The sequence below is a fragment of the Niveispirillum sp. FG156 genome, from assembly GCF_057809555.1.
Map to the genome: position 1 here is coordinate 25,574 of NZ_JBMDKE010000023.1, position 23,806 is coordinate 49,379.

Sequence of the window (23,806 nt, forward strand, 5' to 3'; positions counted from 1 at the left end):
GGATAGGGCTGCGGCCAACGCAGTCTAAAGATGCGCGCTTTAAAGGTTTGGTTAACGAAGCAACTGCGATAAGGGCTGAAACAATCAGCACTGTCGCAATCGTTTTCAGCCGGACCGCAAGGGGTGCCGACATGGGCGCTTTATTTCATCGTCTCACCAATATCTCTCTGTCGGCCCGCATCGTCGGGTTGACCACCTTGTCCTTGCTGCTGCTGGCAACCGGTCTGGTTCTGGTCAGCGACCGGCTGGTTGAAAGCTATGCAAGGCGTCAGGCCGGCGAACAGCAGGACCTGTCCATGCGCGTGGCGTGGCAGGTTCTGGACAGTGTGGGTACTCCCTTCCGACGCGATGGCAAGCAGCTTTACGCGGGCAACACGCTGCTGAACGACAATTTCGGGCCTGTCGATACGATCAGCAGGATTGCCGGCAGTACCGCCACCATCTTTGTTCTGGATGGGGCAGAGGCGGTACGCATCGCCACCAACGTGAAGAAGCCCGATGGCAGCCGCGCCGTCGGCACCAATCTGGCCCGCAATCCCGCCTATGAGGCTGTGGTGGGCGGTGGCCGGAGCTTTCGCGGTGAGGCCGATATCCTGGGCGTCACCTATCTGACAGCCTATGACCCGATCAAGGACGCAGGCGGGAAGATTATCGGCGTCCTGTATACCGGCGTCGAGAAGGCCCCCTATATGGCGCAGGTGGCGGAGCTGAAGCGGTCATTGCTGCTGACATCCGCGGGCATCACGTTTGTCCTGGCCCTGATCGCCCTGGGCCTGATCCGGGTCTGGGCGTCGCGGCCCCTGCACGCCCTGTCCGACCTTCTGGAACAGCTGGCAGCGGGGGAGACGGATGTCCTGCCGCCCGATGCGACAGGCCGCCGGGATGAAATCGGTCGTATGCAGCGTGCCGCCAGCGGCCTGCGCCTGTCGGTGGTGGAGGCGTTCCGCCTGAAGCAGATGGTCGATGACATGCCGTTGAATGTCATGCTGGCCGATGCCGCCAACGGCTTTGCCGTCACCTATGCCAACCGCGCCACCCTGGCGGCGGCGGAAGGCCTGTCATCGGTGCTGCCCGCCGGCGGGACCAGCCCCATGGGCCGTCACCTCAACATCTTCCAGGCAGACACAGGAGAGATCGGCCAGGTCATCAACCGGCCCGAGAACCTGCCCTGGCGTGGCCAGATCGATGTCGGCAATGAGCGGGTGGATATCCGTATCGCCGCCGTCCGCGATGGCCATGGCCGCTACATCGGGCCCATGCTGACCTGGACCATCGTGACGGCCCAGGCCCGGCTGGCCGACCGGTTTGAAGCCAATGTCCGTGCGCTGGCCACCCGCGTTTCTTCGGCGTCGCATGAAATGCTGGGTGCCGCCGACGCCATGCGCCGCGCGGCAGAGGGCACGGGGACCAAGTCTGGCCATGTGGCCAGCTCCGCCAACCGCGCGACGGGCGATGTGGAAACGGTGGCCGCCGCCGCCGAGGAACTGGCCGCCAGCGTGGCGGAAGTGGACCGTCAGGTTGGTCAGTCGGCCCATATTGCAGGCCGCGCCCGTCAGCAAGCGGATGAAACCGGCCACTCCATGTCCGAACTGGCCGAGGCGGCAACCCATATCGGTCAGGTCGTGGACATGATCAACAGCATCGCTGCCCAGACCAACCTTCTGGCCCTGAACGCCACGATTGAGGCGGCGCGGGCCGGTGAGGCGGGGCGCGGCTTTGCCGTGGTGGCGTCGGAGGTGAAGACGCTGGCCGGCCAGACGGCCCGCGCTACCGAGGATATCCGCACCCAGATCGCCGCGATCCAGTCCAGCACGCATCAGGGCGTGGCCGCGATGCAGCGGATCGGCACGACGATCCGGGAAATCGGCGACGTGTCCCAGGATATCCTGTCAGCCGTATCGCAGCAGAACGCCGCCACCCGCGAAATCGCCCACAGCGCCGCCGATGCAGCCCGTGGCACGCGCGAAGTGGTGGACACGATCGATGCCGTCACCGATGCCGCCGGTGATGTCGGCAGTGCCGCCACACAGGTGAAGGCCACCGCCGACGCCCTGGACGACGATGCCCACAAGCTGCGCACGGCCATCGACGATTTCCTGCAGCAACTGCGCGCAGCCTGATCCACCGACCGTGCAAAGAGCAAAAGCCCCGCTTCCGCCAGCCGGCAGAAGCGGGGCTTTTGCTTTAGGGGCAGGAGTGATCAGCCCAGGTAACCCTGTACAACCGGCTGCACCTGCTGCCAGCCGTCAATGATCATCTTGATGGCGACATAGAAGATCACGGCCAGACCGATATAAGCGATCCAGTGGAAGCGCGAGAGCAGCTTTGCAATGGCCGTCGCGGCGGCACCCATGAAGGCCACCGACAGGGCCAGACCCAGGATCAGCACTTCGGGATGCTCATGCGCCGCGCCGGCAACCGCCAGCACATTGTCCAGCGACATGGACACGTCGGCGATGACGATCTGCACGATGGCCTGACGCACCGTCTTGGTGCCGTTCGGCGGCAGGGCCTCGGCACCGGGATTGGCGTCGCCGGGGTTCACGGCCTCGTCCGCGACCTCCGCACCCAGCATTTCCTGCTTATGTTGGCGAATCTCACGCCACATCTTCCAGCAGACCCAGAGCAGCAGAATGCCACCCGCCAAGGTCAGGCCAACGATGGCCAGCAACTGTGTGGTCAACAGTGCAAAGATGATGCGCAGCACGACGGCGGCTGCGATGCCCCAGAAGATGACCTTCGCCCGCTGCTGCGCTGCCACGCCCGCGGCGGCCAGACCCACGACAATGGCATTGTCGCCGGCCAGCACGATGTCGATCAGGATCACCTGCCAAAGCGCGTTCCAGAACGACACTTCAAAAAACATGTCCATGTGCGAAAACCCCTTCGCTTATTTGCCGCCGTTCTAACACGGGCGGGCGGCAGCTGGCGATGGGGAACAAAAAAGCCCGCCCCTGTAAAGACAAGGGCGGGTTTTCAAGTCTTGGCAGTTGGATCCTGCATGAATGATGACAGGACGCTGCAGATATCGGCCACAGACACCAAATTGTCAAACATTATTTTCAGTATTCGTAACAATCGACATTCTTGAATACTTATAGAATGGCAAAGTAAATGCATTTCCATTCATTGAAATGAATGGATTCAAGTTACTTTGGAGTAATAAAAAAAGGAATGCTGTCTAAAGACAGGCGGACACGGTCAGGCGCGGGGCGGACCGGTAGACCAGGGATGGGCACAAGCCTGCCCTGCGCCGGAAAGTCCGGCGGGCATCATCTCTGGATCTGCGGCGGCAAGGCGCGGCAGGCTGGACAGGGCCGGCAGGGCCAGACCGTCCTGGCCACCGGCATCATCGGTGCCCGTGGGCAGCGGTGCCTCTGGCGCAGCACTGATGACGAAAAGGCCGGGATCGTCAGGACTGACAGGGTCGGGCGCCGGGTCGGAACCCTTCTGTTCTGTCAGGACAACCGGTGCCGGAAGCTGGACAGCACTATCGGCTGCCGCCGGCGGGGCCAGCAGCAGGAAAGACAGGCTCAGCAACAGGACAAGTAACCGGTCGATGGTCACGCGTCGCTTCCGGGCAGGTTTCGTCCCCGTTACCGGGAACAGTCACCATAGAATGGGCACAGTCGCGCGCGGCGGCAAGCCCCGGTTTATCGCACCGGCTGCGCGCCGTCCGGCAGATGCTTGATAATCAGGTCGGCCAGCCGCCGGATGTCACCGCTGCGCGGGCTGCCCCGGCGCCAAACCAGGGCCATGGTGCGCGTCGGCACCGGATCGGCGAATCGGCGCAGGCCGATCTGGTCATTGGAGGCCAGCGAAGGGGCGGCAAGGGCCGGCAACAGGGTCAGGCCCAGACCGCCCGCCACCATCTCCACCAGGGTGGCCAGCGAGGTGGCGGCAAACCCATCCCCCGCCGCGGCGCCGGACAGGGCGCAGACATCCAGCGCCTGATCGCGGAAGCAATGGCCGTCTTCCAGCAGCAGCAGGGTCTCGTCCTTCAACTCCCCCTCCTCCACCGTTTCGGCATTGTCCAGGCGGTGGCCGCGCGGCATGGCGACCAGGAAGGGTTCGGTGTAAAGCGGCAGCAGCTCCACCCCCGGCTCCGTCACCGGCAGGGCCAGCAGCGCCATGTCCAGGTCGCCCGCCCGCAGACGGTCCAGCAGCCGTTCCGTCATATCCTCGCGCAGATAAAGCTTCAGGTCCGGGTAGGCGGTGCGCAAGTCGGGCAGAACGCGCGGCAGCAGATAGGGGCCGCTGGTCGGGATCACGCCCAGGCGCAGGGCACCCGACAGGGGCCGGCCAGAGGCGCGGACGGCCTGTGACAAATCGTCCACCTGGCCCAGAATCACCCGCGCCCGTTCCACCGCATCCTCGCCCGCCGGGGTCAGCAGCACGCGATGCTTGGTGCGTTCCACCAGGGCGGCGCCCAGCATTTCTTCCAGCTGCTGTATCTGCGCAGACAAGGAAGGCTGTGACACATGGCACGCCGACGCGGCACGCCCGAAATGGAGCGTGTCGGCCAGGGCCACCAGATAACGCAACTGCCGAAGGGTGATGTTCGCCGTGTTCATTGGTTCATCCTATGACGGCAGTCGGAAGATGCGATTGGATTTTGCACCGCAATGCACTCATATCAGCGACGCCTCAAGCCGATAGCTGTATCGGCAGGGGCCTGTTCCTGGCACCGCACCATTAACCAACCTAATAAAGTGGAGTTGCACCTATGCTGACCGTTGGCGACAAGTTCCCCGCTTTCGACCTGAAGGCCACCGTTTCTACCGACATCAAGTCGGCCTTCACGACGATCAACAACGACACCTACAAGGGCAAGTGGCTGGTCGTGTTCTTCTGGCCGAAGGATTTCACCTTCGTGTGCCCGACCGAGATCGCCGCCTTCGGCAAGCTGAACGGCGACTTCGCCGACCGCGACACCCAGGTCCTGGGCGCCTCCATCGACACTGAGTTCGTGCACCTGGCCTGGCGCCAGAACCATGCCGACCTGAAGGACCTGCCGTTCCCGATGCTGGCCGACGTGAAGCGCGAGTTGTCCGCCGGTCTGGGCGTTCTGGACAAGAACGAGGGCGTTGCGCTCCGCGCCACCTTCATCGTCGATCCGGAAGGCATCATCCGCTTCGCTTCCGTGCATGACCTGTCGGTCGGCCGCAATGTGCAGGAAGTGCTGCGCACGCTGGACGCCCTGCAGACCGACGAACTGTGCCCCTGCAACTGGCAGAAGGGCGAGGACGTCCTGAAGGTCGGCTGATCTCCTGATCGCTGATCTCTGACGGATGGGCGCCCTGATCCCCCCGATCCAACGGGGCGCCCATTTACCCCCTCGCCCTCCCCCCAAACTCCCGGGCGAAGGGGCCCCATTCCGGCGGCATGCCGCCCCGGTGATCCAGGCTGCCCCTGCTGACGGGCGCCGGCACCTTTTTCAAAACCGACCGTCCCGCGCATCGGCCCTTCCGCGCCGCGCCCGACGCCATGTCCACTCTCGACCGGAGATGAAACCATGTCCATCGACGCGCTGAAGTCGCGCCTGCCCGACTATGCCAAGGATCTGAAGCTGAACCTGGGTTCGGTGCTGACCACCTCTTCCCTGTCGCCGCTGCAGGCCTGGGGTACGGCCATCGCCGCCGCCTATGCCAGCCGCAATGCGGAAGTGACGAAGGCCATCGTGGCCGATGCCGCCGCACATCTGGACTCCCAGAACCTGACGGCCGCCAAGGCCGCTGGCGCCATCATGGGCATGAACAACATCTATTATCGCTTCGTGCATCTGGCGGATAACAAGGAATATTCCAAGATGCCGGCGCGGCTGCGCATGAACATCATCGCCAATCCCGGCGCGTCCAAGGTCGATTTCGAGCTGTGGTCGCTGGCCGCCAGCGCCGTCAATGGCTGCGGCATGTGCATCGACGCGCATGAGCATGAAGTGATCCAGAAGGGCGCGACCAAGGAGAATGTGCAGGATGTCGTGCGCATCGCCGCCGTCATCCACGCCGTCGCCACCGTCCTGGACGCCGAGGACGCGCTGGCGTCGTAAGGTCCGTAGCGCGGATTAGCAAAGCGTAATCCACGGAACCCAGTCCGCGCAAACGCCCCGGTGCCCTCTGGTGCCGGGGCGTTTTGTTTTCAGGCGGCGATGCGGATGGTGGAGGTGATTTCATCCACCATGCTGGACAGTTGCCCCGTCGTTTCATCCCGCGTGATCAGGCCCAGTTCCATCAGGGCAGCAACATCCTGATGCACACGCTTCACATCGCGTTTCAGGGCGCGGGACAGGGCGCGCAGGCTATCCGCCGGCTCCGCCCGCAGATGGCGCAGCAATTCCATGCGCTTTGGCGTCAGCACGGCGTAAAGCGCATCCCAATCGCGGAACAGAATACGGTCGCTTGGTGATTCGGCCTGACCAGCAGCGGCGCTTTTCCATGCACCAGCCACCTCTGCCGCCGCCTCCCGAAGGCTGGCTCCGACACGGATGTCAGTCTTTTCCATGCGCCGTCCTCCACGCTTCGATAGCATCGACAAAGTCGGCCAGAAGCCGGTCGATACCCTGAAACTGATAAGGGGATTCCAACTCGCCATCATGACGGTGGTCCCCTTTGCCACGTTCATTGTCGAAGCCCAACACCCGCTGTCCATCGACAATGTAGACAAGCCGATACTTGAACCCGTGTATGGTCGGTGGCACCGGCGTCGGCAGGGCCCAAACCACCATTTCGGCAAAATCGCGGTCAGCGAAGGTCAATCGCCGCCGAATTACCAGCTTCGCGTCCATGTTGGCATTGTACGCCAACAATCACATAAGCGCTACCCCACCACCGCCCGGCCCAGCCGTTCCAGCACGGCGCGAAGTTCTTCATTCTCGATGGGTTCGACAGCCGTGGTCAGTTCGCGTTCCTTGACCGGGTCCAGACGCTTCACCGGCTTCATCGCATAATTTTTCTGCGGCAAGACCGGCCCTGCATGCACCAGTTTCAGCCGCGCCACGGCGCGATAGCCCATGAAGGAATTGATCCGTTCCAGGATCTGCGGTTCTTCATGCTGGACCAGCAGGGCCGCCGCACTGGACACCCGCACATGCAGCACGGCATTCTCCCGCCGCCCGGCGGGGAAGGCCAGTTTCAGGGGCGATGTCTGTTCGGCCAGGCGCCCGCCGACAATGGCGGCCCAGTCGGTCAGAAGCGCGCCGAAGGCCATGCCGTCCTTGCCCAGGGCCTTGCCGGCGACGGCATTCAATGTACGTCCAAGGCGTTGCGGGCCGAAACCACTGGGGCTGTTCATGGCTGTCCGTTCATTACCGAAGACCGGTATCAAAGCAGATCAGACGACACCTGACCAGTCTGGTGGCCTGCCCGGCCTGCTGCTGGACTGGTATGACCGGCATCGCCGCATCCTGCCCTGGCGGTTCGCACCGGGGGAAGTGGCCGATCCCTACCGTGTCTGGCTGTCAGAGATCATGTTGCAGCAGACGACGGTGGCGACCGTCGGGCCGTATTTCCAGAATTTCCTGGAACGCTGGCCCAGCGTCACCGACCTTGCCGCCGCCGATCTGGATGATGTACTGCGCGCCTGGGCGGGGCTGGGATACTATGCCCGCGCCCGTAATCTTCATAAATGCGCCGTCGCGGTGGCCGGCCAGCATGGCGGACGTTTCCCTGATACCGAAGAGGGGTTGCTGTCCCTGCCCGGCATCGGGGCCTACACGGCGGCCGCCATCATGGCCATCGCCTTTGACAAGCCCGCGACCGCCATGGATGGCAATGTCGAGCGGGTGATGGCGCGGCTGCATGCGGTCACCGATCCGCTGCCGGGGTCAAAGCCCATCCTGCGCGCCCATGCAGCATCCCTGGTGCCCAACCGGCGACCCGGCGATTACACCCAGGCCCTGTTCGACCTGGGCGCCACCATCTGTGCCCCGCGCAAGCCGCGCTGCATCCTGTGCCCCTGGACGGCGGCTTGCGAGGCGCGCAAGCAGGGCATCGCCGACGACCTGCCCGCCAAGACGGCCAAGGCGGCCAAACCCACCCGCCGGGCGCTGGCCTTCGTGTTGACCGATGCGCGCGGGCATGTGGCGCTGCGCCGCCGACCGGAAAAGGGGCTGCTGGGCGGCATGATGGAGGTGCCGACGACCCCGTGGGAAGCGGCACCCATGCCGACCCTGGCGGCATCACGCCCGCATGCGCCCCTGGCCGGCATCGACTGGAAGCTGCTGCCCGGTCCGGTCCGTCATACTTTCACCCATTTCGAGTTCGAAATTACAGTGGTGGCGGGACAGGCAGCCGGGGCCGGCGGCGGGACGGACCTGATCTGGGTGGCGCCCGACGCGCTGGGCGATGAGGCGCTGCCCACCGTCATGATGAAGATACTGCGTCACGCCCTGATCAAGGGGGCGTGACATTGAGGGAATGGTGAGCTTGAGAAAATCTGCCTCCCCGGCGCAGGCCGGGGCCCAGGGGTCACAGGCTAAAACCTCGAAGCTGTGTTGATCGACACTGCTGATAGGTCGGGCGATTGGCCCCTGGGCCCCGGCCTTCGCCGGGGAGGCAGTCTATGTGTTTCAATGAGTTAGAAAGACCATGCCCTGAAACCCCAAAGTCTGTCGTGCGAGTAACGCTTCAAATGACAGCATATGAAGCGATCACACTTTGCAGGGGCGGAGGCCCTGAGCCGCAAATGAGCCTTGTTTCACGCCGCTCCCTGCTGGCCGGTCTTGCAGCACTGCCGGCGGCCCCGGCATTGACGGCAAATGCCCTGCCCACCGTGGATGCGGCCCTGGTCCTGGCCGTCGACGCCTCGGCCAGCATTGACCGGGGTCTGCTGGATTTCCAGTTGCGCGGCCACGCCGCCGCCTTCCGCCACAAGGCCGTGGAGGAAGCCATATCCCGGTCAGGCGGCAATGGCATCGCCGTGATGCTGGCACAGTTTGCGGGGCCGGAGACACTGACCACCCTGGTGCCCTGGCGGGTGCTGAAATCCGGGTTGGATTGCGAGGGCTTTGCCGCCACCATCGATGCCGCCCCCGGCGTATTCATGGGCGGGTCCACGGCCTTGGGCAGTGCCGTGGTGCAGGCCGTGGCCCTGCTGGACGCTGCCCCCTACCACACCGAGAAACGGACCCTGGATATCGTGTCGAACGGGTTCAGCAATGCCGGCGTCGATCCGCGTTCGGCCCGTGGCTATGCCGCCGGGGCCAATGTCACCGTCAATGGTCTGGCCATCCTGAACGAGTATGACTGGCTGGAAGGCTATTTCGCGGAAAATGTCATCGCCGGACGCGGGTCGTTCGTCCGCACGGCCAATGACCTGAACAGCTTTGCCAATGTGCTGCTGGGCAAGCTGGTGACGGAGATGGTGTAGCGCGGATTAGGCGGAGCCGTAATCCGCGGAGCGACGGCGCCGGGCTGTCCGCGGATTACGCTTCGCTAATCCGCGCTACGAACCCCCGAAACAAAACCGGGGCGGGGTTTGATACCCACCCCGGCCTGTCTTCAGATCAGGCCTGCTTTTCAACCGACTGACCGCGTGTCTTGTACAGCGAGTAGAGCACGCCCGCCGCCAGCAGACCGAAGGTCACGGACAGCGAGATGGCGGGGTCCAGCTTGCCGTAGAGCTGGTTCCAGAAAATCTTGGCCCCGATGAAGACCAGCACCACAGCCAGCGCGTATTTCAGATAGTGGAAGCGGTGGACCATGGCGGCCAGCGCGAAATAGAGCGCGCGCAGACCCAGGATGGCGAAGATATTGCTGGTATAGACGATGAACGGGTCGGTCGTGATGGCGAAGATGGCGGGCACGCTGTCCACCGCAAACACGATGTCCGCGAATTCCACCATCAGCAGGGCCAGGAACAAGGGCGTGGCCCAACGCACCACCTTGCCCGTCTTGGGGTCCGGCTGCTTCACGAAGAACGCGTTGCCGTGCAGTTCATCCGTGACGCGCATACGGCGGCGCAGGAAGCGGACCATGGCATTGTCTTCCATGGAGGGTTCCTTGTCCCCCATGAACAGCATCTTCACGCCGGTCAGGATCAGGAAGCCGCCGAAGATATAGAGCAGCCAGTCAAATTCCGTCACCAGGGCCGCACCCAGACCGATCATGATGCCGCGCAAAATGATCACGCCCAGGATGCCCCAGAACAGCACGCGGTGCTGATACAGGCGGGGAATGGCGAAATAGCCGAAAATCAGCGAGATAACGAAGACGTTATCCATGGCCAGCGCCTTTTCCAGCGCAAAGCCCGTGAAATACTGCATGCCCGGCGTTGGGCCCAGATACCACCAGACCCAGCCGCCAAAGGCAGCCGCGATGGCGATATATAGCGCGGACAGCACGAGGCTTTCGCGCACGCCGATTTCGTGGTCGTTCTTGTTGAGCACGCCCAGGTCAAAGACCAGAAGGGCGATGACGATGGAGATGAAAACCAGCCAGAGCCAGAGGGCCTTGCCCAGAACCGGCTCAAGCATGATCGAGGCGAGAAGCTCCATGGGAGCGCCTCCTTGGGATCAGCCGAGTGCTTGCGTCAGCGACGAGGGTTCTATCCGACATCGCAGCCAACGCCTTGGCTGCCAGAGGGGCCCGGATGACCGCAGATTTAGGATGGGCTTTCAGGCCTTCAAGAGGGGCGGCGCAAAATTTCTCGCACCTTCGCAATGCGCGCAAAACGGAAGAAGGCGATGATGGCGGCCAGTTCCAGGCCATACAGGCCGAACACCCAATAGCCCTTGAGGAAGAAATACCGGAACAGATTGACGGGAAATTCCGTCATGGCCCGGAAGGCCCCATACCGTCGGCCCTTGCCCCGCGCCACGATCTCCTCCGCCTGGGCCGTGGAATAACGGTTCAGCTTGGCGATCAGGTCGCCATGATGGCGGATGGAATAATGCGCGATGATCGGCGACAGGGCGCCGACCCGACCGCTGTGCATTTCCACGGCATCATGGGTGGCGCTGTCGGCGAAACGGCCATGGCGGCGGTCATAGAGACGAATGTAATTGTGCCGTGGCGCGAACCGGTGGGGCCTATTTTGTCCGGCCAGGGTCATAATGGTGCGGATGCGATAGCCCTGCAATCCTGGCTGTCCATCCGCGAACAGTGCCCGCACCGCCGGTTCCAATGCGGGTTCCGGCACCTCGTCCGCGTCCAGGTTCAAAAGCCAGTCATGCCGGCACTGTTCCTCGGCAAAACGCTTCTGCGGGCCATAGCCGGGCCAGTCATTGTGGATGACCCTGGCCCCCAGTGACCGGGCCAGTTCCGGCGTGCCATCGCTGCTACCGCTATCCACCACCAACACCTCATCCACCCAGTCGCGCACGGACAGGATGACGGGGCCGATGCGGTCGGCCTCGTTCAGGGCGATGATGAAGACGGAGAGGGGAAGTTTGTCGGACATGGCGGGTATATAGCATATCCGCGCGGCCCCCACCCATCCAGGCCACCTGTTCCGACCCTTGTCAGCTCGCAGCCTTGGGCAGATCGCCCATCCTTGGCGCGGCGCGGGGTTTGTAGTAACATCTGTACAATGTCACAGAGAGGTGAAGCATGGCGATAACGACCGTATCCAGCCGTGAGCTGAACCAGGATGTAGGCAAGGCGAAACGCGCAGCGACGCAGCATCCGGTGGTCATCACAGATCGTGGCAAGCCGGCTTTTGTCCTGCTGTCCTACGCCGAGTATCAGCGGCTGACCAGCGGTCGGGGCCGCAATCTCGTCGATGCGCTGGCCATGCGCGGTCTGGCGGACATCGAATTCGCCCCCCTGAAAGCCAGCATCCCGTCTCAGTCCGTCGATCTGTCCTGATGTTTGTCCTGGATACCAATGTTCTTTCCGAACTGCGCAAGGCTGGTGACGGAAAGGCGGACCCGGACGTTGTGGCATGGGTGAGCCGCCACGATGCCGACAGCTTCTACATCTCCGTCATCAGCTTGATGGAGTTGGAGATCGGCATTCTGCGGGTGGAGAGACGAGATCCGGCTCAGGCGACAGTTCTGCGCCGATGGCTCGACACTGTCGTGCGTCCGGAATTCGCGAAACGCACGCTGCCGATTGATGACGTCATCGCCGTGCGCTGCGCCCGTATGCATGTTCCCGATCCACGCAACGACCGTGATGCGCTGATCGCTGCCACTGCCCTGGTTCACGGCATGGCTGTTGTTACCCGGAATATCGCCGACTTCGCCGCCACCGGTGCCGATCTCACCAACCCCTGGATTACTCCGCCGCCAGAATCCTCGGCAACTTGAAGATCACATTCTCCGTGGCGGTCACCACCTCCTCCACGGTCACGGTAAACCGTTCCCGCAGGGCCGCCAGCACCTCATCCACCAGCACCTCCGGGGCGGATGCGCCCGCCGTGATACCCAGGGTGCGGACCTTGGACAGGCGGTCCCAGTCGATCTGGGCCGCGCGCTGCACCAGCATGGCGCGGGTGCAGCCATGGGCGCGCGCCACCTCCACCAGCCGGACGGAGTTGGATGAATTAGGCGCGCCCAGTACCAGCAGCGCATCGGCGCGCGGGGCGATGGCCTTCACCGCGCCCTGGCGGTTGGTGGTGGCGTAGCAGATATCCTCCCGCTTCGGCCCGGAAATGCTGGGGAAGCGGTCACGCAGGGCGTCAACGATGGCGCCGGTATCATCCACCGACAGGGTGGTCTGGGTGGCAAAGGCCAGATTGTCGGGATCATCGACCACCAGGCCCGCCACATCCTCCACCGTTTCCACCAGCTTGACAGCACCCGACGGCAACTGGCCGATAGTCCCCACCACCTCCGGATGGCCGGCATGGCCGATCAGCAGGACGGTGCGCCCGGCCTCGTGATGATGCTCGGCCTCGCGATGCACCTTGGAGACGAGCGGGCAGGTGGCATCCACATAGATCATGTTGCGGCGCTGCGCCTCGGCGGGGATGGCCTTGGGCACGCCATGGGCGGAGAAGACGACGGGCCGGTCGTCCGGCACCTCATCCAGCTCCTTGACGAACACCGCCCCCTTCGCCTCCAGGCTTTCAACCACGAAGCGGTTGTGCACGATCTCATGCCGGACATAGACGGGGGCGCCAAATTTCTTCAGCGCCGTTTCCACGATCTGGATGGCCCGGTCCACCCCGGCGCAGAAGCCGCGCGGGGCCGCCAGCAGCACATGCAGGGGCGGAAGCGGGGCGGAGGGGGCGATAATGTCGGACATGATGATGGGGGTGTCCCTGTCGATACGTGTCAGTGCCGGGTGCCACGCTTGCGCGGCTGGGTGCCCACCTATATTGTCGCAACCCGGCGTGTGGGAAGGTGCCATTCAATTGACATGGTCGCCGCCCATTCATGTCCCGGTGAATGGAAGTGAACGGACGTTTGATGACCAGCCCCATGATGACCACCCGGCCCAACCATAGCCCGGTTCTGCACGTCAGGAAAGAAGCCCGCCGCTGGACCCTGGCCGCCCTTGCCGGCATGGGTATGCTGGCCCTGGCCGGATGCGCCGAAAACGACCATATGGCCGCCGGCTGCCCCAATGTCGGCGTGCTGCGTGATGCCGGAACCCTACGCACCGATCAGGGCGTGGCCATCCTGTCGGGCATCCTGGCCAATTGCGGCTATGACGACACGTCCGTCACCATCGCTGCCAATGTGATGATCACGGCGCGGGCCAATGAGGGTGCGTCGGGCGGTACCATCCCCGTCACCTATTTCGTGGCCGTCACCGACCCGAACCGCAACATCCTATCCAAGAAGACCTTCACCACCAGCGTGACGGTCGGCAGTGACACGCAGGAGACCCTGACCCAGGTGATCCCCGTGCCGAAGACCATGGATGCCCGCTGGTTTGAGGTGCTGGTCGGGTTCCAGCTGACGCCCGAACAGGTGGCGGCCAACCGGAACAGCAACGAAGGCCGGTAAGCCCATCGCGCGGGGGCATCCCCCCGCGCGGCATTGCCCTGCACGAGTTTGCATTGACAGCAGCGCCGCAAAGCGTAGTTTGGCGCCGTTCAGCCGAAGACCCCATGCGGGAGAGACCGGTAACCTGGAAACAGGCCAACGGCGCCGAAGGAGCAACCGCCCCCGGAAACTCTCAGGCAAAAGGACCGCGAAGGGTAGGCACATCTGGAAAGCAGGCGGGTCCGGTTCACCGGGCCGACAGCCCACCGACGGAGTAAGTGGACGCCGAATGGCGCCGCGAATCTCTCAGGGGCCAGGACAGAGGGGGGCAACCGCCGCGGGGACGATCCCCGTGACGGGTGAAACCTGTCCTGATGGGAGTGCCCCGCCTTGGGTGACACCAGCCTGCTGCGTACGCCGCTTTATGATCTGCATGTGGAACGGGGCGCCAAAATGGTGCCGTTTGCCGGCTATGACATGCCGGTTCAGTATCCGTTGGGCGTGCTGAAGGAACATCTGCATACGCGCGCTCGCGCCGGCCTGTTCGATGTGTCCCATATGGGGCAGGTCCGCCTGCGCGGCGCGGATATCGACAGCGTGATCAAGGCGCTGGAAGCGCTAGTGCCCGGCGATATCGCAGCATTGGCGCCGGGTCGCATCCGCTACACCATGTTCACCAACGATACCGCCGGTATCCTGGATGACCTGATGGTCACGCGGTTTGAGGATCACCTGTATGTGGTGATCAATGCCGGCTGCAAGACCGAAGACCTGGCGCATCTGAAGGCCGGGCTGCCGTCCGACATCACCATCGATTATCTGGGCGACGATGCCGGCCTGCTGGCCCTGCAGGGTCCGGAAGCGGCATCGGTCATGGCCCGCCTGCTGCCCGAAGCAGCGACCATGGGCTTCATGAGCGCGCGGGCCGCAATGATAGACGGCATTCCGGTGCAGATCAGCCGGTCTGGCTATACCGGTGAAGACGGGTATGAGATCAGCGTGGGTGCGGCGGATGCCGAGAAGCTGGCCCGCCTGATCCTGGCGCAGGACGGGGTGGAGACCATCGGCCTGGGCGCGCGCGATTCGCTGCGCCTGGAAGCGGGCCTGTGCCTTTACGGCCATGACATTGACACCGGCACCAGCCCGATTGAAGCCGCATTGAACTGGACCATCTCCAAGCGGCGGCGGACCGAAGGCGGCTTCCCCGGTGCTGCCGTGGTTCAGGCGCAGCTGGCCGGCGGTCCCGCCCGCCGCCGCGTGGGCATTCAGCCGGAAGGCAAAGCCCCGGCGCGCGAGCATACCGAGATTCAGGACCTGTCCGGCAACCGCATCGGGGAAATCACCAGCGGCGGCTTCGGCCCCACCGCCGGCGGCCCCGTCGCCATGGGCTATGTCGATACCGGCTTCGCCGCCGTCGGCACGGATGTCCAGCTGATCGTGCGCGGCAAGGCAATGCCTGCCAAGGTCGCCGCCCTACCCTTTGCACCGCATCGTTATTTCAAGGGGTGAGGGATCGGCGGGGTGTCCCGCCCCGTCATCCCGGCGAAAGCCGGGACCCAGGATCACAAGCCCAACCGTTCCGTTCGCCGTGTAGCGCCCTTGACCCCTGGGTCCCGGCTTTCGCCGGGATGACGAGGGGAGGGCAATGAAGACCCCCAAACGAAAGACCGACCCATGACCATCCGTTTCACCAAGGACCATGAGTGGATCAAGCTGGACGGCGGCGTTGCCACCGTCGGCATCACCGACTATGCCCAGAACGCGCTCGGCGATGTGGTGTTTGTCGAGGTGCCGGACGCCGGCAAGGTGCTGGAGCAGGGCAAGGATGCCGCCGTGGTCGAATCGGTGAAGGCCGCTTCGGAAATCTATGCCCCCGTCGATGGCACCGTGCTGGAAGGCAATGCCGCCCTGGGCGACGATCCGTCGCTGGTGAATACCGCCCCGGAAGGTGACGGCTGGTTCTTCAAGATGTCCATCAAGGACATGGCGCAGTTCGAGGCCCTGATGGACCAGGACGCCTACAAGTCCTTCACCGAGGGGCTGTGATGCGTTACCTGCCGCTGACCGATGCCGACCGTTCATCCATGCTGGCCACCATCGGGGTGGACAGCGTGGATGCCCTGTTCCGCGATGTGCCCGACCATGCAAGGCTGCCGGGCAAGATCGCCGGCCTGCCCGACCATAAGGGCGAGTTGGAGGTGGAACGCCATCTGTCGCGTCTGGCCGCCAAGAATGTCACGGCCTCGTCCGTGCCGTTCTTTGTGGGGGCCGGTGCGTACAAGCACCATGTCCCCGCCTCGGTCGATCAGATGCTGCTGCGGGGCGAGTTCCTGACCAGCTACACGCCGTATCAGCCGGAAGTGACGCAGGGCACGCTGCAATATCTGTTCGAATTCCAGACGCAGGTGGCGCTGCTGACCGGCATGGATGTGGCCAACGCCTCCATGTATGACGGCGCAACCGGCACGGCCGAGGCCGTGCTGATGGCGGCGCGTGTCAACAAGCGGAACAAGGTCATCCTGTCCGGCGGCCTGCACCCCCATTACCGCGAAGTGGTGGAAACCACCTGCGGCGTGATGGGCATGGATATCCGAGCCCAGGCGCCGGATTGGAAGAATGCCGAGGATCTGTCGGCCCTGCTGGATGCCGAAACCTCCTGCGTTGTCGTCCAGACCCCTTCGCTGTTCGGCCATCTGCGCGACTTCACGGCGCTGTGCGATGCCGCCCACGCCAAGGGCGTGATGGTCATCGTGGTGGTGACGGAGGTTGTGTCGCTGGGCCTGCTGCCCTCCCCCGGTTCCATGGGTGCCGATATCGTTGTGTGCGAGGGGCAGAGCATCGGCAACGGCCTGAATTTCGGCGGGCCTTATGTCGGCCTGTTCGCCACGCGTGACAAGTATGTGCGCCAGATGCCGGGCCGCCTCTGCGGTCAGACGGTGGATGCCGATGGCAAGCGCGGTTTCGTGCTGACGCTGTCGACGCGTGAGCAGCATATCCGCCGCGAAAAGGCGACGTCGAATATCTGCACGAACTCCGGCCTGTGTGCGCTGGCCTTCACCATCCACCTGTCGCTGCTGGGCGAACAGGGGCTGGTGCAGTTGGCCCGCATCAACCACGCCAATGCCGTGACGCTGGCCGACAAGCTGTCCGCCGTGAAGGGTGTCAGCGTCGTCAATGACGGGTTTTTCAACGAATTCACGGTGAAGCTGCCCAAGAAGGCGGCCAAGGTCGTGTCCAAGCTGGCGGCCAAGGACATCCTGGCCGGCGTGCCGGTCAGCCGCCTGTACCCGGATGTGGAAGGGTTGGATGATCTGCTGCTGATCGCCGCGACGGAGATCAACAGCGTGGAAGATATGGACGCGCTGGTGCGCGGTCTGGAGGAGGTTCTCTGATGGCCATGAACAGCCAGGGTCGCGACAGCACCCCCCATTCCGTGTCCGTCACGGGTGACGTGGTCACCTTCACCGGCAACAAGGCGCTGCAGCAGGAAGAGGCGCTGATCTTCGAACTGGATAATCCAGGTGCCGTGGGCGTGGACCTGCCGGAACCGGTGACCAGCACCACCCGCCTGGGTGGCCTGTCCCCCCGCGCCGGTGTCGGCCTGCCGCAGCTGGCAGAACCCGACGTGGTGCGCCATTACACGCGCCTGTCACAGAAGAACTTTGCCATCGACACGACCATGTACCCGCTGGGGTCGTGCACGATGAAGCATAACCCGCGCCTGAACGAGAAGATGGCCCGTCTGCCGGGCTTCGGCGACATCCACCCGATGCAGCCGGTTGAAACGGTGCAGGGTGCGCTGGAACTGATCGATCAGCTGGCCTATTGGCTGAAGACCCTGACCGGCATGCCGGCGGTCGCCATGTCGCCGGGTGCCGGTGCCCATGGGGAGTTGTGCGGCCTGATGGCCATCCATGCGGCCCTGGATGCGCGCGGCGAAAGCCATCGCCGCCGCGTGCTGGTGCCCGAATCGGCGCATGGCACCAACCCGGCCACCGCCGCCTTCTGCGGCTTCACCGTCGATACGATCCCGGCGGAAGAAAATGGCCGCGTCAGTGTGGAGGCCGTGAAGGCCAAGCTGGGCGATGATGTCGCCTGCATCATGCTGACCAACCCCAATACCTGCGGCCTGTTCGAACCGCAGATCCGGCAAATCGCCGACGCGGTGCATGCGGCGGGCGGCTATTTCTACTGCGACGGGGCGAATTACAACGCCATCGTCGGGCGCGTGCGCCCCGCCGACCTGGGCGTGGATGCCATGCATATCAATCTGCACAAGACCTTCTCCACCCCGCATGGCGGCGGCGGTCCGGGTTCCGGCCCGGTGGTCCTGTCGGATGCACTGGCCCCGTTCGCGCCCCTGCCCTTCGTGGTGCATGGCAAGGATGGGTTCGCCCTGGTCGAGCATGCCAAGGATGCCGGCGCGGCCACGCCGTTTGGCCGCCTGAAGGGCTTCCATGGCCAGATGGGCATGTTCGTACGCGCGCTCGCCTACATGCTGTCGCACGGGGCCGACGGCCTGCGTCAGGTGGCGTCGGACGCCGTCCTGAACGCCAACTATGTGCTGGCCAGCCTCAAGGATGTCATGTCGGCCTCGTTTGAGGGTCCGTGCATGCATGAGGCACTGTTCGATGACCGCTTCCTGAAGGGCACCGGCGTCACGCCGCTGGACTTCGCCAAGGCGATGATCGACGAGGGTTATCACCCGATGACCATGTATTTCCCCCTGGTCGTCCATGGTGCCCTGCTGATCGAGCCGACGGAGACGGAAAGCAAGCGGACCCTGGATCAGTTCATCGGGACCATGCGGCACCTGGCGGAAAAGGCCATTGCCGGCGATCTGGCCCATTTCCAGGCTGCCCCCCGCCTGACCCCGCGCAAGCGGCTGGACGAAACCCAGGCGGCCCGCAAGCCGGTGCTGCGTTGGGTGAAGCCGGCGCCGCAGGCTGTGGTGGCGCAGGCGGCAGAGTAATCCTGTTGCGCGAAACGGCCGCTGATCCCCTTAAAGGGAATCAAGCGGTCGTTTTTGCGTCACCTTTATTTCATACCCATGAAGTCATCGCGTGATTTAGGGCACGGAGCAGCGTATATTCTGCCTCCATGCGCTTTCCCTTTAAGCACCTTGTGCACCCCTTGCCGGTCCTTGCCGCGCTTCTGGCCCTTGTGGTCGGGACGTTTGACGCGCGTGCCCGCGACCTGACACCGGCGGAACGGGAACGCCCCATCATCATCGCATCCGACCCCTGGTGCCCCTATGCCTGCGACCCCGATGCGGATGGGCGGGAGGGCTATATGGTCGACCTGACTCGTGAGATATTTGAAGGGCTTGGCTTCAAGGTTGAGTATCGCGTCGTCAATTTCGCGATGATGAAGCGCATGGCCAAGGATGGCACGGCCACCGCCCTTCCCGGCATGGCATCGGACATGGATGGTGCCGTGCGGCTGCCGGCCCTGGCGCAGGGCAATTCCGCCAACGCCGTCGTCATGGCCCGCACACAGAGCTTCGCCTTCACCAAGCCGGAGGATTTTGAGCGGTTCCGCCTGGGCGTGATCAAGGATTACGATTATGGCGGCACCTTACAGGAGTATGTTGATAAGAATATCCAGAACCCGGACCGAATTGTCGTTCTGAGCGGGTTTGGCTATTCGCATCTGGTGCAGGGGCTGCGCATGCTGACGGCAGGGCGCATCGACATGCTGCTGGATGATCACAACGTCCTGCGCTGGCAGGTACGGCGCATGGGGATACAGCAGCAGGTCCTGACCCAATCGCTGAAGGATGATGCCGACCTGTTTGTCGGCTTCTCGCTGAGTGACCCGCGTTCCGCCGAACTGGCCCGCATCATGGCGGAGGGGACGCGCCGCCTGCGGGAGAATGGCCGGCTGTCGGCCATCATGCGCAATTACGGGCTGGAGGAGCAGGCGGCCCTGCTCAACAACTGACCAACACCGATTTTCATCGCCAACAGCCCCCGTCATTCTCTACCTTTGCCGCATCCGGATGGGCGGATGGGTGGAAAAGGTGCAGTGGCGATGACCGATGAATTGCCTGTGGTGCTGCATGTCGGATGTGGTTCAGCCGACGCCGGGAAGCTGCCGGCACAATTCTTTCAAGCCGGGCAATGGCGTGAACTGCGCTATGACATCGACCCCAGTGTGAACCCCGATATTGTCGGCAGCATCACCGACATGCAGGGGATCGGCAGCGCTACGATCGATGCCATATGGTCCTCTCACAATATCGAGCATCTTTATCCCCATGAGGTGCCCATCGCGCTGCGTGAATTCCGACGCGTGCTGAAGCCCGGTGCCTTTGCCCTGATCACCCTGCCCGACCTGCAGCAGGTCGCCGAACTGGTGGCGCAGGGCAAGCTGGAGGAGCCGGCCTATGATTCGCCGGCCGGCCCCATCGCCCCCATCGACATCATCTTCGGCTGGCGCCTGCCCATGGCCCACGGCAACCTGTTCATGGCGCACCGCACCGGCTTTGTGGAGAAAAGCCTGAAGAAAGCCTTGGAGGATGCAGGCTTCGTCAGCACCTATGTTGTCCGCGACGGGCAATTCGCGCTGTGGGCCAAGGGTTTTGTTCCCCTCGCATGACGCGGACGATGTGATGAAGCCCGGCAACAGCACCTTTTCCGCCCTTGGCACCACCATCTTCGAGGTGATGTCGCGGTTGGCCGATCAGCACAAGGCCATCAATCTGGGCCAGGGCTTTCCCGATGGCAACGGCCCACCCGATATCGTGGAGGCCGCCGCCAGCTACCTGACCGGCGGCTGGAATCAGTATCCGCCCATGCCGGGCCTGCCGGCCCTGCGCCAGGCACTGGCCGCCCATAATGCCCGTTTCTACGGTCTGGCGGTCGATTGGGCGACCGAGACGATGGTGACCAGCGGCGCAACAGAGGCGCTGGCCGCCTGCCTGTTCGGCCTGCTGGAGCCGGGCGACGAGGTAGTTCTGTTCCAGCCGCTCTATGACAGTTACGCCCCCATCATCCGCCGCGCCGGGGCCATTCCACGATTCGTCAGCCTGAAGGCACCGGACTGGACCTTTACCGAGGCCGATCTGGAGGCGGTGTTTGGCGAGAAGACCAAGCTGGTCCTGATCAACAATCCACAGAACCCGGCGGGCAAGGTCTGGACCCTGGACGAGCTGACCCTGCTGTCCCGCTTTGTCATCCGCCATGACGCCATGGCCCTGTGTGACGAGGTTTATGAACATCTGGTGTTCGACGGGCGGCGGCATATCCCGCTGATGACCCTGCCCGGCATGCGCGACCGCACGCTCCGCATCGGGTCGGCGGGCAAGACCTTCTCCCTGACCGGGTGGAAGGTCGGCTATGTCACGGGTCCCGCACCCTTGCTGGCGCCCGTCATCAAGGCGCATCAGTTCCTGACCTTCACCACCCCACCGAACCTTCAGCATGCGGTGGCGCTGGGCCTGAACAAGGATGATGCCTATTTCACGGGCTTGGCCGATGACATGGCGCGGCGGCGTGACCTGCTGTCGGCGGGGTTGCGGGCGGCGGGTCTGGTCGTGTTGCCCTGCGCCGGCACCTATTTCCTGACCGTCGATCTGGCGGCCAGCGGCATTGCCATGAATGACCGGGCCTTCTGTCAGCACCTGACCGAAAAGGTCGGCGTGGCCGCCATCCCGATCAGCGCCTTCTTTGAGGTGGACGCCCCCGGCCACCTTGTCCGCTTTTGCTTCTGCAAGCGGGATGAGGTGCTGGAAGAGGCGATCCGGCGGCTGGGGGCATACGATTTCAAGAGGATGGGCTTTCGTAGCGCGGATTAGGCGCACGCCGTAATCCGCGGAAACCCAGGTGGCGTCGGCCCGCGGATTACGCTTTGCTAATCCGCGCTACGCAATGGGCCATCGGGCGCTACGCCAACTCCTCCACCCCGTCACGCGACAGACGGAAAACGCGGTCCTGTGGCACGGCCAAGCGGCTGGCGGCGTCCTGGTCCAGGCCCGCATAATGGGCGCGCAGGATACGGCCGCTCATGCCGTGGGAAATGGCGATGGTGGGGCGGTCAACCTCGGTGACAAAGCCCAGCAGCCGTTCGCGCACCCCCTCATACCGCTCCCCATTGGGGGCGTGGAACTGCCAGCCATGGGGGCCGTGATCGGCCAGCCAGGGGTTGGCCGCCTCGATCTCCGCCCGCGTCATGCCTTCCCAGTCACCGAACGACACCTCGGCCAGCCGCGCATCCAAGGTGACGGGTAGGTCCAGATGGCGGTTGATGATGCGCGTCGTCTCCTGCGTGCGGCCCAGCGGGCTGGACACCAGCCGCACAACATCGCGCCAATTGGGGATATCCGCCATCAACCGCATCAGGATGGCACCAACCTGATCGGCCTGGGCGCGGCCCCGTTCCGTCAGGTCGCTGTCCATCTGCCCCTGACAGCGGGCGGCGACATTCCAATGCGTCTGCCCATGCCGGACCAGCAGGATGGGATGGCTGGCGATAATCCTTTGTTCAAGCATCATGTCCATTTGGTCACGGCCACTTCACTTCCGGTGGCATGGACATCAGGATCGCCTCGATATTGCCGCCGGTTTTCAGCCCGAACAGGGTGCCGCGGTCGTGCAGCAGGTTGAACTCCACATAGCGGCCCCGGCGGATCAGCTGATGATCACGCTGTGCCGCGTTCCATTCCTGGTGCATGCGCCGGGCCACGATGCGCGGATAGACTTCCAGGAAGGCCTGACCCACGGCGCGGGTAAAGGCAAAGTCATCCGCCCAGTCGCCACTGTCCAGCTGATCATAGAAGATGCCGCCCACGCCGCGCGGCTCGTTCCGGTGCGGCAGGAAGAAGTAGCGGTCGCACCATTCCTTGTACTTGGCATAGTAATCATCGCCATGCGCGTCGCACGCGCCCTTGAGGGCGGCATGGAAATCGGCCTTGTCCTCTTCGGTCTGCACGCCTTCCAGGAACATGGGCGTCAGGTCGGCGCCGCCGCCGAACCAGTTCTGGCTGGTCACCAGCATGCGGGTATTCATATGCACCGCCGGCACCAGCGGGCTTCGCATATGGGCCACCAGAGAGATGCCGCTGGCCCAGAAGCGCCCGTCCTCGCCCGCACCGGTGATGGCGCCCCGGAATTCAGGCGAGAAGGTGCCGTGGACGGTGGAGACATTCACCCCCACCTTCTCAAACACGCGGCCCTTCATCACGCTCATCACGCCGCCGCCGCCTTCACCGCCATCATGGTTGGGACGGTCCCATTCCTTGCGCTCGAATCGCCCGGCGGGCAGGCCAGCATGCGGGCCGCTGGCCAGTTCATCCTCCAGCCGTTCGAACGCGGCACAGATCTGGTCACGCAGGCTTTCGAACCAGGCTTTCGCCTGGGCTTGACGGTCGGCCAGGATGTCGGGCGACGGCAGGGGTGTCGGCATGGGCGGGTCCAGGGACAGAGGCTCGGGTATTTAAGGGTTTAACCCTTCCCGTCACGGCTGGAAATGATTGTTTGGACGTCTGGGGTGTCAACCTGCCTTAACACTTCGCCCAGCACCATGGAAGCCGCGATGGCGACGTTCAGCGAACGGGTGCCCGGCCGCATGGGGATCAGCACACGCAGGTGGGCGGCATCATGCACATCATCGGGCACGCCCGCACTTTCCCGGCCCAGCAGCAGGATATCGTCGGGCTGATAGGACACTTGTGTATAGGGCACGGCGGCGCGTGTGGTCAGCAGCACCAGTCGCCCCCTTCGTTGCGCCTGAAACGCGGCCCAGCTGACATGGCGGGTGACATCGGCATGGTCGGCATAATCCATGACGGAGCGCTTCATGCGCTTGTCATCCAGGATGAAGCCGCAGGGTTCGATGATATCCAGCCCGACGCCGGTACAGGCGCCCAGACGCATCAGGGTGCCGGCATTCTGGGGAATGTCGGGTTGGTAAAGGGCAAGACGGGGCAAGATG

Annotated in this window: 27 protein-coding genes and 1 riboswitch; of the genes, 15 read left to right on the forward strand and 12 right to left on the reverse strand. The window is 63.9% G+C overall.

Annotated features, from left to right (window positions below):
- Positions 1-131 precede the first annotated feature (131 nt).
- Positions 132-2,120 carry a methyl-accepting chemotaxis protein gene (locus ACODSP_RS15655; RefSeq protein ID WP_488966498.1) on the forward strand — a complete coding sequence of 663 codons (1,989 nt, stop codon included), beginning with the start codon at positions 132-134 and terminating at the stop codon, positions 2,118-2,120.
- An 80-nt stretch (positions 2,121-2,200) separates the two neighbouring features.
- On the opposite strand, the gene ACODSP_RS15660 is transcribed toward ACODSP_RS15655, so the two are convergent.
- The 3 genes from ACODSP_RS15660 to ACODSP_RS15670 form a co-directional block, all read right to left on the reverse strand.
- The gene (locus tag ACODSP_RS15660) at positions 2,201-2,872 is read right to left on the reverse strand and encodes a TerC family protein (RefSeq protein WP_488966499.1); all 672 of its coding nucleotides are present in this window, start codon (positions 2,870-2,872) and stop codon (positions 2,201-2,203) included.
- 329 nt (positions 2,873-3,201) lie between these two features.
- On the reverse strand, positions 3,202-3,567 hold the full coding sequence (locus ACODSP_RS15665) for a hypothetical protein (protein ID WP_488966500.1): 366 nt from the start codon (positions 3,565-3,567) through the stop codon (positions 3,202-3,204).
- Between the two features lie 86 nt (positions 3,568-3,653).
- On the reverse strand, positions 3,654-4,574 hold the full coding sequence (locus tag ACODSP_RS15670) for a LysR substrate-binding domain-containing protein (RefSeq protein WP_488966501.1): 921 nt from the start codon (positions 4,572-4,574) through the stop codon (positions 3,654-3,656).
- A gap of 152 nt (positions 4,575-4,726) precedes the next feature.
- Between ACODSP_RS15670 and ACODSP_RS15675 the strand changes: the two genes are divergently transcribed.
- Together ACODSP_RS15675 and ahpD are read left to right on the forward strand one after the other, a co-directional pair.
- The gene (locus tag ACODSP_RS15675) at positions 4,727-5,266 is read left to right on the forward strand and encodes a peroxiredoxin (RefSeq protein ID WP_488966502.1); all 540 of its coding nucleotides are present in this window, start codon (positions 4,727-4,729) and stop codon (positions 5,264-5,266) included.
- 249 nt (positions 5,267-5,515) lie between these two features.
- Positions 5,516-6,049: an alkylhydroperoxidase, AhpD family gene (ahpD, locus tag ACODSP_RS15680; protein WP_488966503.1), complete on the forward strand. Its 534-nt coding sequence runs from the start codon at positions 5,516-5,518 to the stop codon at positions 6,047-6,049.
- Positions 6,050-6,138: 89 nt separating this feature from the next.
- Here ahpD and ACODSP_RS15685 read toward each other — a convergent pair whose 3' ends face one another.
- The 3 genes from ACODSP_RS15685 to ACODSP_RS15695 are packed head-to-tail and all read right to left on the reverse strand — an operon-like array spanning position 6,139 to position 7,290.
- Positions 6,139-6,501 (reverse strand): HVO_A0114 family putative DNA-binding protein, encoded by a 363-nt coding sequence (locus ACODSP_RS15685; protein WP_488966504.1) that lies wholly within the window; start codon positions 6,499-6,501, stop codon positions 6,139-6,141.
- Positions 6,488-6,784, reverse strand: coding sequence for a toxin-antitoxin system TumE family protein (locus tag ACODSP_RS15690; protein ID WP_488966505.1), 297 nt, complete (start codon positions 6,782-6,784; stop codon positions 6,488-6,490). The genes ACODSP_RS15685 and ACODSP_RS15690 overlap by 14 nt, the downstream gene beginning before the upstream one ends.
- 32 nt (positions 6,785-6,816) lie before the next feature.
- Positions 6,817-7,290 carry a DUF721 domain-containing protein gene (locus ACODSP_RS15695; RefSeq protein ID WP_488966506.1) on the reverse strand — a complete coding sequence of 158 codons (474 nt, stop codon included), beginning with the start codon at positions 7,288-7,290 and terminating at the stop codon, positions 6,817-6,819.
- Here ACODSP_RS15695 and mutY point away from each other — a divergent pair.
- Complete coding sequence (gene mutY, locus ACODSP_RS15700; protein WP_488966507.1) at positions 7,289-8,404, forward strand: A/G-specific adenine glycosylase; 1,116 nt, start codon at positions 7,289-7,291, stop codon at positions 8,402-8,404. The genes ACODSP_RS15695 and mutY overlap by 2 nt on opposite strands.
- Positions 8,405-8,682: 278 nt before the next feature.
- Positions 8,683-9,366 (forward strand): DUF1194 domain-containing protein, encoded by a 684-nt coding sequence (locus tag ACODSP_RS15705; RefSeq protein WP_488966508.1) that lies wholly within the window; start codon positions 8,683-8,685, stop codon positions 9,364-9,366.
- A gap of 136 nt (positions 9,367-9,502) precedes the next feature.
- Here the strand turns inward: ACODSP_RS15705 and ACODSP_RS15710 are convergent, their stop codons facing one another.
- Together ACODSP_RS15710 and ACODSP_RS15715 are read right to left on the reverse strand one after the other, a co-directional pair.
- Entirely contained in the window at positions 9,503-10,492 is a 990-nt protein-coding gene (locus ACODSP_RS15710) for a TerC family protein (RefSeq protein WP_488966509.1), read from the reverse strand.
- A gap of 128 nt (positions 10,493-10,620) precedes the next feature.
- Positions 10,621-11,397: a glycosyltransferase family 2 protein gene (locus ACODSP_RS15715; protein WP_488966510.1), complete on the reverse strand. Its 777-nt coding sequence runs from the start codon at positions 11,395-11,397 to the stop codon at positions 10,621-10,623.
- A gap of 149 nt (positions 11,398-11,546) precedes the next feature.
- Here ACODSP_RS15715 and ACODSP_RS15720 point away from each other — a divergent pair, with 149 nt between their 5' ends.
- Together ACODSP_RS15720 and ACODSP_RS15725 are read left to right on the forward strand one after the other, a co-directional pair.
- Positions 11,547-11,804 (forward strand): type II toxin-antitoxin system Phd/YefM family antitoxin, encoded by a 258-nt coding sequence (locus tag ACODSP_RS15720; protein WP_488966511.1) that lies wholly within the window; start codon positions 11,547-11,549, stop codon positions 11,802-11,804.
- On the forward strand, positions 11,804-12,247 hold the full coding sequence (locus ACODSP_RS15725; RefSeq protein WP_488966512.1) for a type II toxin-antitoxin system VapC family toxin: 444 nt from the start codon (positions 11,804-11,806) through the stop codon (positions 12,245-12,247). Before ACODSP_RS15720 ends, ACODSP_RS15725 begins: the two co-directional genes overlap by 1 nt.
- Here the strand turns inward: ACODSP_RS15725 and ispH are convergent.
- A complete protein-coding gene (gene ispH, locus ACODSP_RS15730) occupies positions 12,216-13,187 on the reverse strand; it encodes a 4-hydroxy-3-methylbut-2-enyl diphosphate reductase (RefSeq protein WP_488966513.1) in 972 nt (323 codons plus the stop codon). The two genes, ACODSP_RS15725 and ispH, sit on opposite strands and share 32 nt — an antisense overlap.
- Before the next feature lie 164 nt (positions 13,188-13,351).
- Between ispH and ACODSP_RS15735 the strand changes: the two genes are divergently transcribed.
- The 8 genes from ACODSP_RS15735 (at position 13,352) to ACODSP_RS15770 (ending at position 21,671) form a co-directional block, all read left to right on the forward strand.
- Positions 13,352-13,894: a hypothetical protein gene (locus tag ACODSP_RS15735; RefSeq protein ID WP_488966514.1), complete on the forward strand. Its 543-nt coding sequence runs from the start codon at positions 13,352-13,354 to the stop codon at positions 13,892-13,894.
- Between the two features lie 97 nt (positions 13,895-13,991).
- Positions 13,992-14,092: riboswitch (glycine riboswitch) on the forward strand.
- A gap of 171 nt (positions 14,093-14,263) precedes the next feature.
- The gene (gcvT, locus tag ACODSP_RS15740) at positions 14,264-15,382 is read left to right on the forward strand and encodes a glycine cleavage system aminomethyltransferase GcvT (protein ID WP_488966515.1); all 1,119 of its coding nucleotides are present in this window, start codon (positions 14,264-14,266) and stop codon (positions 15,380-15,382) included.
- 165 nt (positions 15,383-15,547) lie between these two features.
- The gene (gene gcvH, locus ACODSP_RS15745; protein ID WP_488966516.1) at positions 15,548-15,919 is read left to right on the forward strand and encodes a glycine cleavage system protein GcvH; all 372 of its coding nucleotides are present in this window, start codon (positions 15,548-15,550) and stop codon (positions 15,917-15,919) included.
- Positions 15,919-17,265 carry an aminomethyl-transferring glycine dehydrogenase subunit GcvPA gene (gene gcvPA, locus ACODSP_RS15750; protein WP_488966517.1) on the forward strand — a complete coding sequence of 449 codons (1,347 nt, stop codon included), beginning with the start codon at positions 15,919-15,921 and terminating at the stop codon, positions 17,263-17,265. The genes gcvH and gcvPA overlap by 1 nt, the downstream gene beginning before the upstream one ends.
- Before the next feature lie 5 nt (positions 17,266-17,270).
- On the forward strand, positions 17,271-18,845 hold the full coding sequence (gcvPB, locus tag ACODSP_RS15755) for an aminomethyl-transferring glycine dehydrogenase subunit GcvPB (RefSeq protein ID WP_488966587.1): 1,575 nt from the start codon (positions 17,271-17,273) through the stop codon (positions 18,843-18,845).
- Positions 18,846-19,006: 161 nt separating this feature from the next.
- Complete coding sequence (locus tag ACODSP_RS15760; RefSeq protein WP_488966518.1) at positions 19,007-19,816, forward strand: substrate-binding periplasmic protein; 810 nt, start codon at positions 19,007-19,009, stop codon at positions 19,814-19,816.
- A gap of 90 nt (positions 19,817-19,906) precedes the next feature.
- Positions 19,907-20,473, forward strand: a complete 567-nt coding sequence (locus tag ACODSP_RS15765) for a class I SAM-dependent methyltransferase (protein ID WP_488966519.1) — start codon at positions 19,907-19,909, stop codon at positions 20,471-20,473.
- Between the two features lie 13 nt (positions 20,474-20,486).
- Positions 20,487-21,671, forward strand: coding sequence for an aminotransferase (locus ACODSP_RS15770; RefSeq protein WP_488966520.1), 1,185 nt, complete (start codon positions 20,487-20,489; stop codon positions 21,669-21,671).
- A gap of 88 nt (positions 21,672-21,759) precedes the next feature.
- Here the strand turns inward: ACODSP_RS15770 and ACODSP_RS15775 are convergent, their stop codons facing one another.
- Genes ACODSP_RS15775 through ACODSP_RS15785 form a run of 3 tightly spaced genes read right to left on the reverse strand, consistent with a single transcriptional unit; the run spans position 21,760 to position 23,802 of the window.
- The gene (locus tag ACODSP_RS15775; protein WP_488966521.1) at positions 21,760-22,368 is read right to left on the reverse strand and encodes a histidine phosphatase family protein; all 609 of its coding nucleotides are present in this window, start codon (positions 22,366-22,368) and stop codon (positions 21,760-21,762) included.
- Positions 22,369-22,378: 10 nt separating this feature from the next.
- Positions 22,379-23,278 (reverse strand): oxygen-dependent coproporphyrinogen oxidase, encoded by a 900-nt coding sequence (gene hemF, locus ACODSP_RS15780; RefSeq protein ID WP_488966522.1) that lies wholly within the window; start codon positions 23,276-23,278, stop codon positions 22,379-22,381.
- Positions 23,279-23,316: 38 nt separating this feature from the next.
- Positions 23,317-23,802 carry a tRNA (cytidine(34)-2'-O)-methyltransferase gene (locus ACODSP_RS15785; protein WP_488966523.1) on the reverse strand — a complete coding sequence of 162 codons (486 nt, stop codon included), beginning with the start codon at positions 23,800-23,802 and terminating at the stop codon, positions 23,317-23,319.
- Between the last annotated feature and the right edge of the window lie 4 nt (positions 23,803-23,806).

Coding starts and splice junctions, on each gene's coding strand:
- ACODSP_RS15655 (WP_488966498.1), top strand. CDS start 132: ATGGGCGCTTTATTTCATCGTCTCACCAATATCTCTCTGTCGGCCCGC.
- ACODSP_RS15660 (WP_488966499.1), bottom strand. CDS start 2,872: ATGGACATGTTTTTTGAAGTGTCGTTCTGGAACGCGCTTTGGCAGGTG.
- ACODSP_RS15670 (WP_488966501.1), bottom strand. CDS start 4,574: ATGAACACGGCGAACATCACCCTTCGGCAGTTGCGTTATCTGGTGGCC.
- ACODSP_RS15675 (WP_488966502.1), top strand. CDS start 4,727: ATGCTGACCGTTGGCGACAAGTTCCCCGCTTTCGACCTGAAGGCCACC.
- ahpD (WP_488966503.1), top strand. CDS start 5,516: ATGTCCATCGACGCGCTGAAGTCGCGCCTGCCCGACTATGCCAAGGAT.
- ACODSP_RS15685 (WP_488966504.1), bottom strand. CDS start 6,501: ATGGAAAAGACTGACATCCGTGTCGGAGCCAGCCTTCGGGAGGCGGCG.
- ACODSP_RS15690 (WP_488966505.1), bottom strand. CDS start 6,784: ATGGACGCGAAGCTGGTAATTCGGCGGCGATTGACCTTCGCTGACCGC.
- mutY (WP_488966507.1), top strand. CDS start 7,289: ATGGCTGTCCGTTCATTACCGAAGACCGGTATCAAAGCAGATCAGACG.
- ACODSP_RS15695 (WP_488966506.1), bottom strand. CDS start 7,290: ATGAACAGCCCCAGTGGTTTCGGCCCGCAACGCCTTGGACGTACATTG.
- ACODSP_RS15705 (WP_488966508.1), top strand. CDS start 8,683: ATGAGCCTTGTTTCACGCCGCTCCCTGCTGGCCGGTCTTGCAGCACTG.
- ACODSP_RS15710 (WP_488966509.1), bottom strand. CDS start 10,492: ATGGAGCTTCTCGCCTCGATCATGCTTGAGCCGGTTCTGGGCAAGGCC.
- ACODSP_RS15715 (WP_488966510.1), bottom strand. CDS start 11,397: ATGTCCGACAAACTTCCCCTCTCCGTCTTCATCATCGCCCTGAACGAG.
- ACODSP_RS15720 (WP_488966511.1), top strand. CDS start 11,547: ATGGCGATAACGACCGTATCCAGCCGTGAGCTGAACCAGGATGTAGGC.
- ACODSP_RS15725 (WP_488966512.1), top strand. CDS start 11,804: ATGTTTGTCCTGGATACCAATGTTCTTTCCGAACTGCGCAAGGCTGGT.
- ispH (WP_488966513.1), bottom strand. CDS start 13,187: ATGTCCGACATTATCGCCCCCTCCGCCCCGCTTCCGCCCCTGCATGTG.
- ACODSP_RS15735 (WP_488966514.1), top strand. CDS start 13,352: ATGACCAGCCCCATGATGACCACCCGGCCCAACCATAGCCCGGTTCTG.
- gcvH (WP_488966516.1), top strand. CDS start 15,548: ATGACCATCCGTTTCACCAAGGACCATGAGTGGATCAAGCTGGACGGC.
- gcvPA (WP_488966517.1), top strand. CDS start 15,919: ATGCGTTACCTGCCGCTGACCGATGCCGACCGTTCATCCATGCTGGCC.
- gcvPB (WP_488966587.1), top strand. CDS start 17,271: ATGAACAGCCAGGGTCGCGACAGCACCCCCCATTCCGTGTCCGTCACG.
- ACODSP_RS15765 (WP_488966519.1), top strand. CDS start 19,907: ATGACCGATGAATTGCCTGTGGTGCTGCATGTCGGATGTGGTTCAGCC.
- ACODSP_RS15770 (WP_488966520.1), top strand. CDS start 20,487: ATGAAGCCCGGCAACAGCACCTTTTCCGCCCTTGGCACCACCATCTTC.
- ACODSP_RS15775 (WP_488966521.1), bottom strand. CDS start 22,368: ATGATGCTTGAACAAAGGATTATCGCCAGCCATCCCATCCTGCTGGTC.
- hemF (WP_488966522.1), bottom strand. CDS start 23,278: ATGCCGACACCCCTGCCGTCGCCCGACATCCTGGCCGACCGTCAAGCC.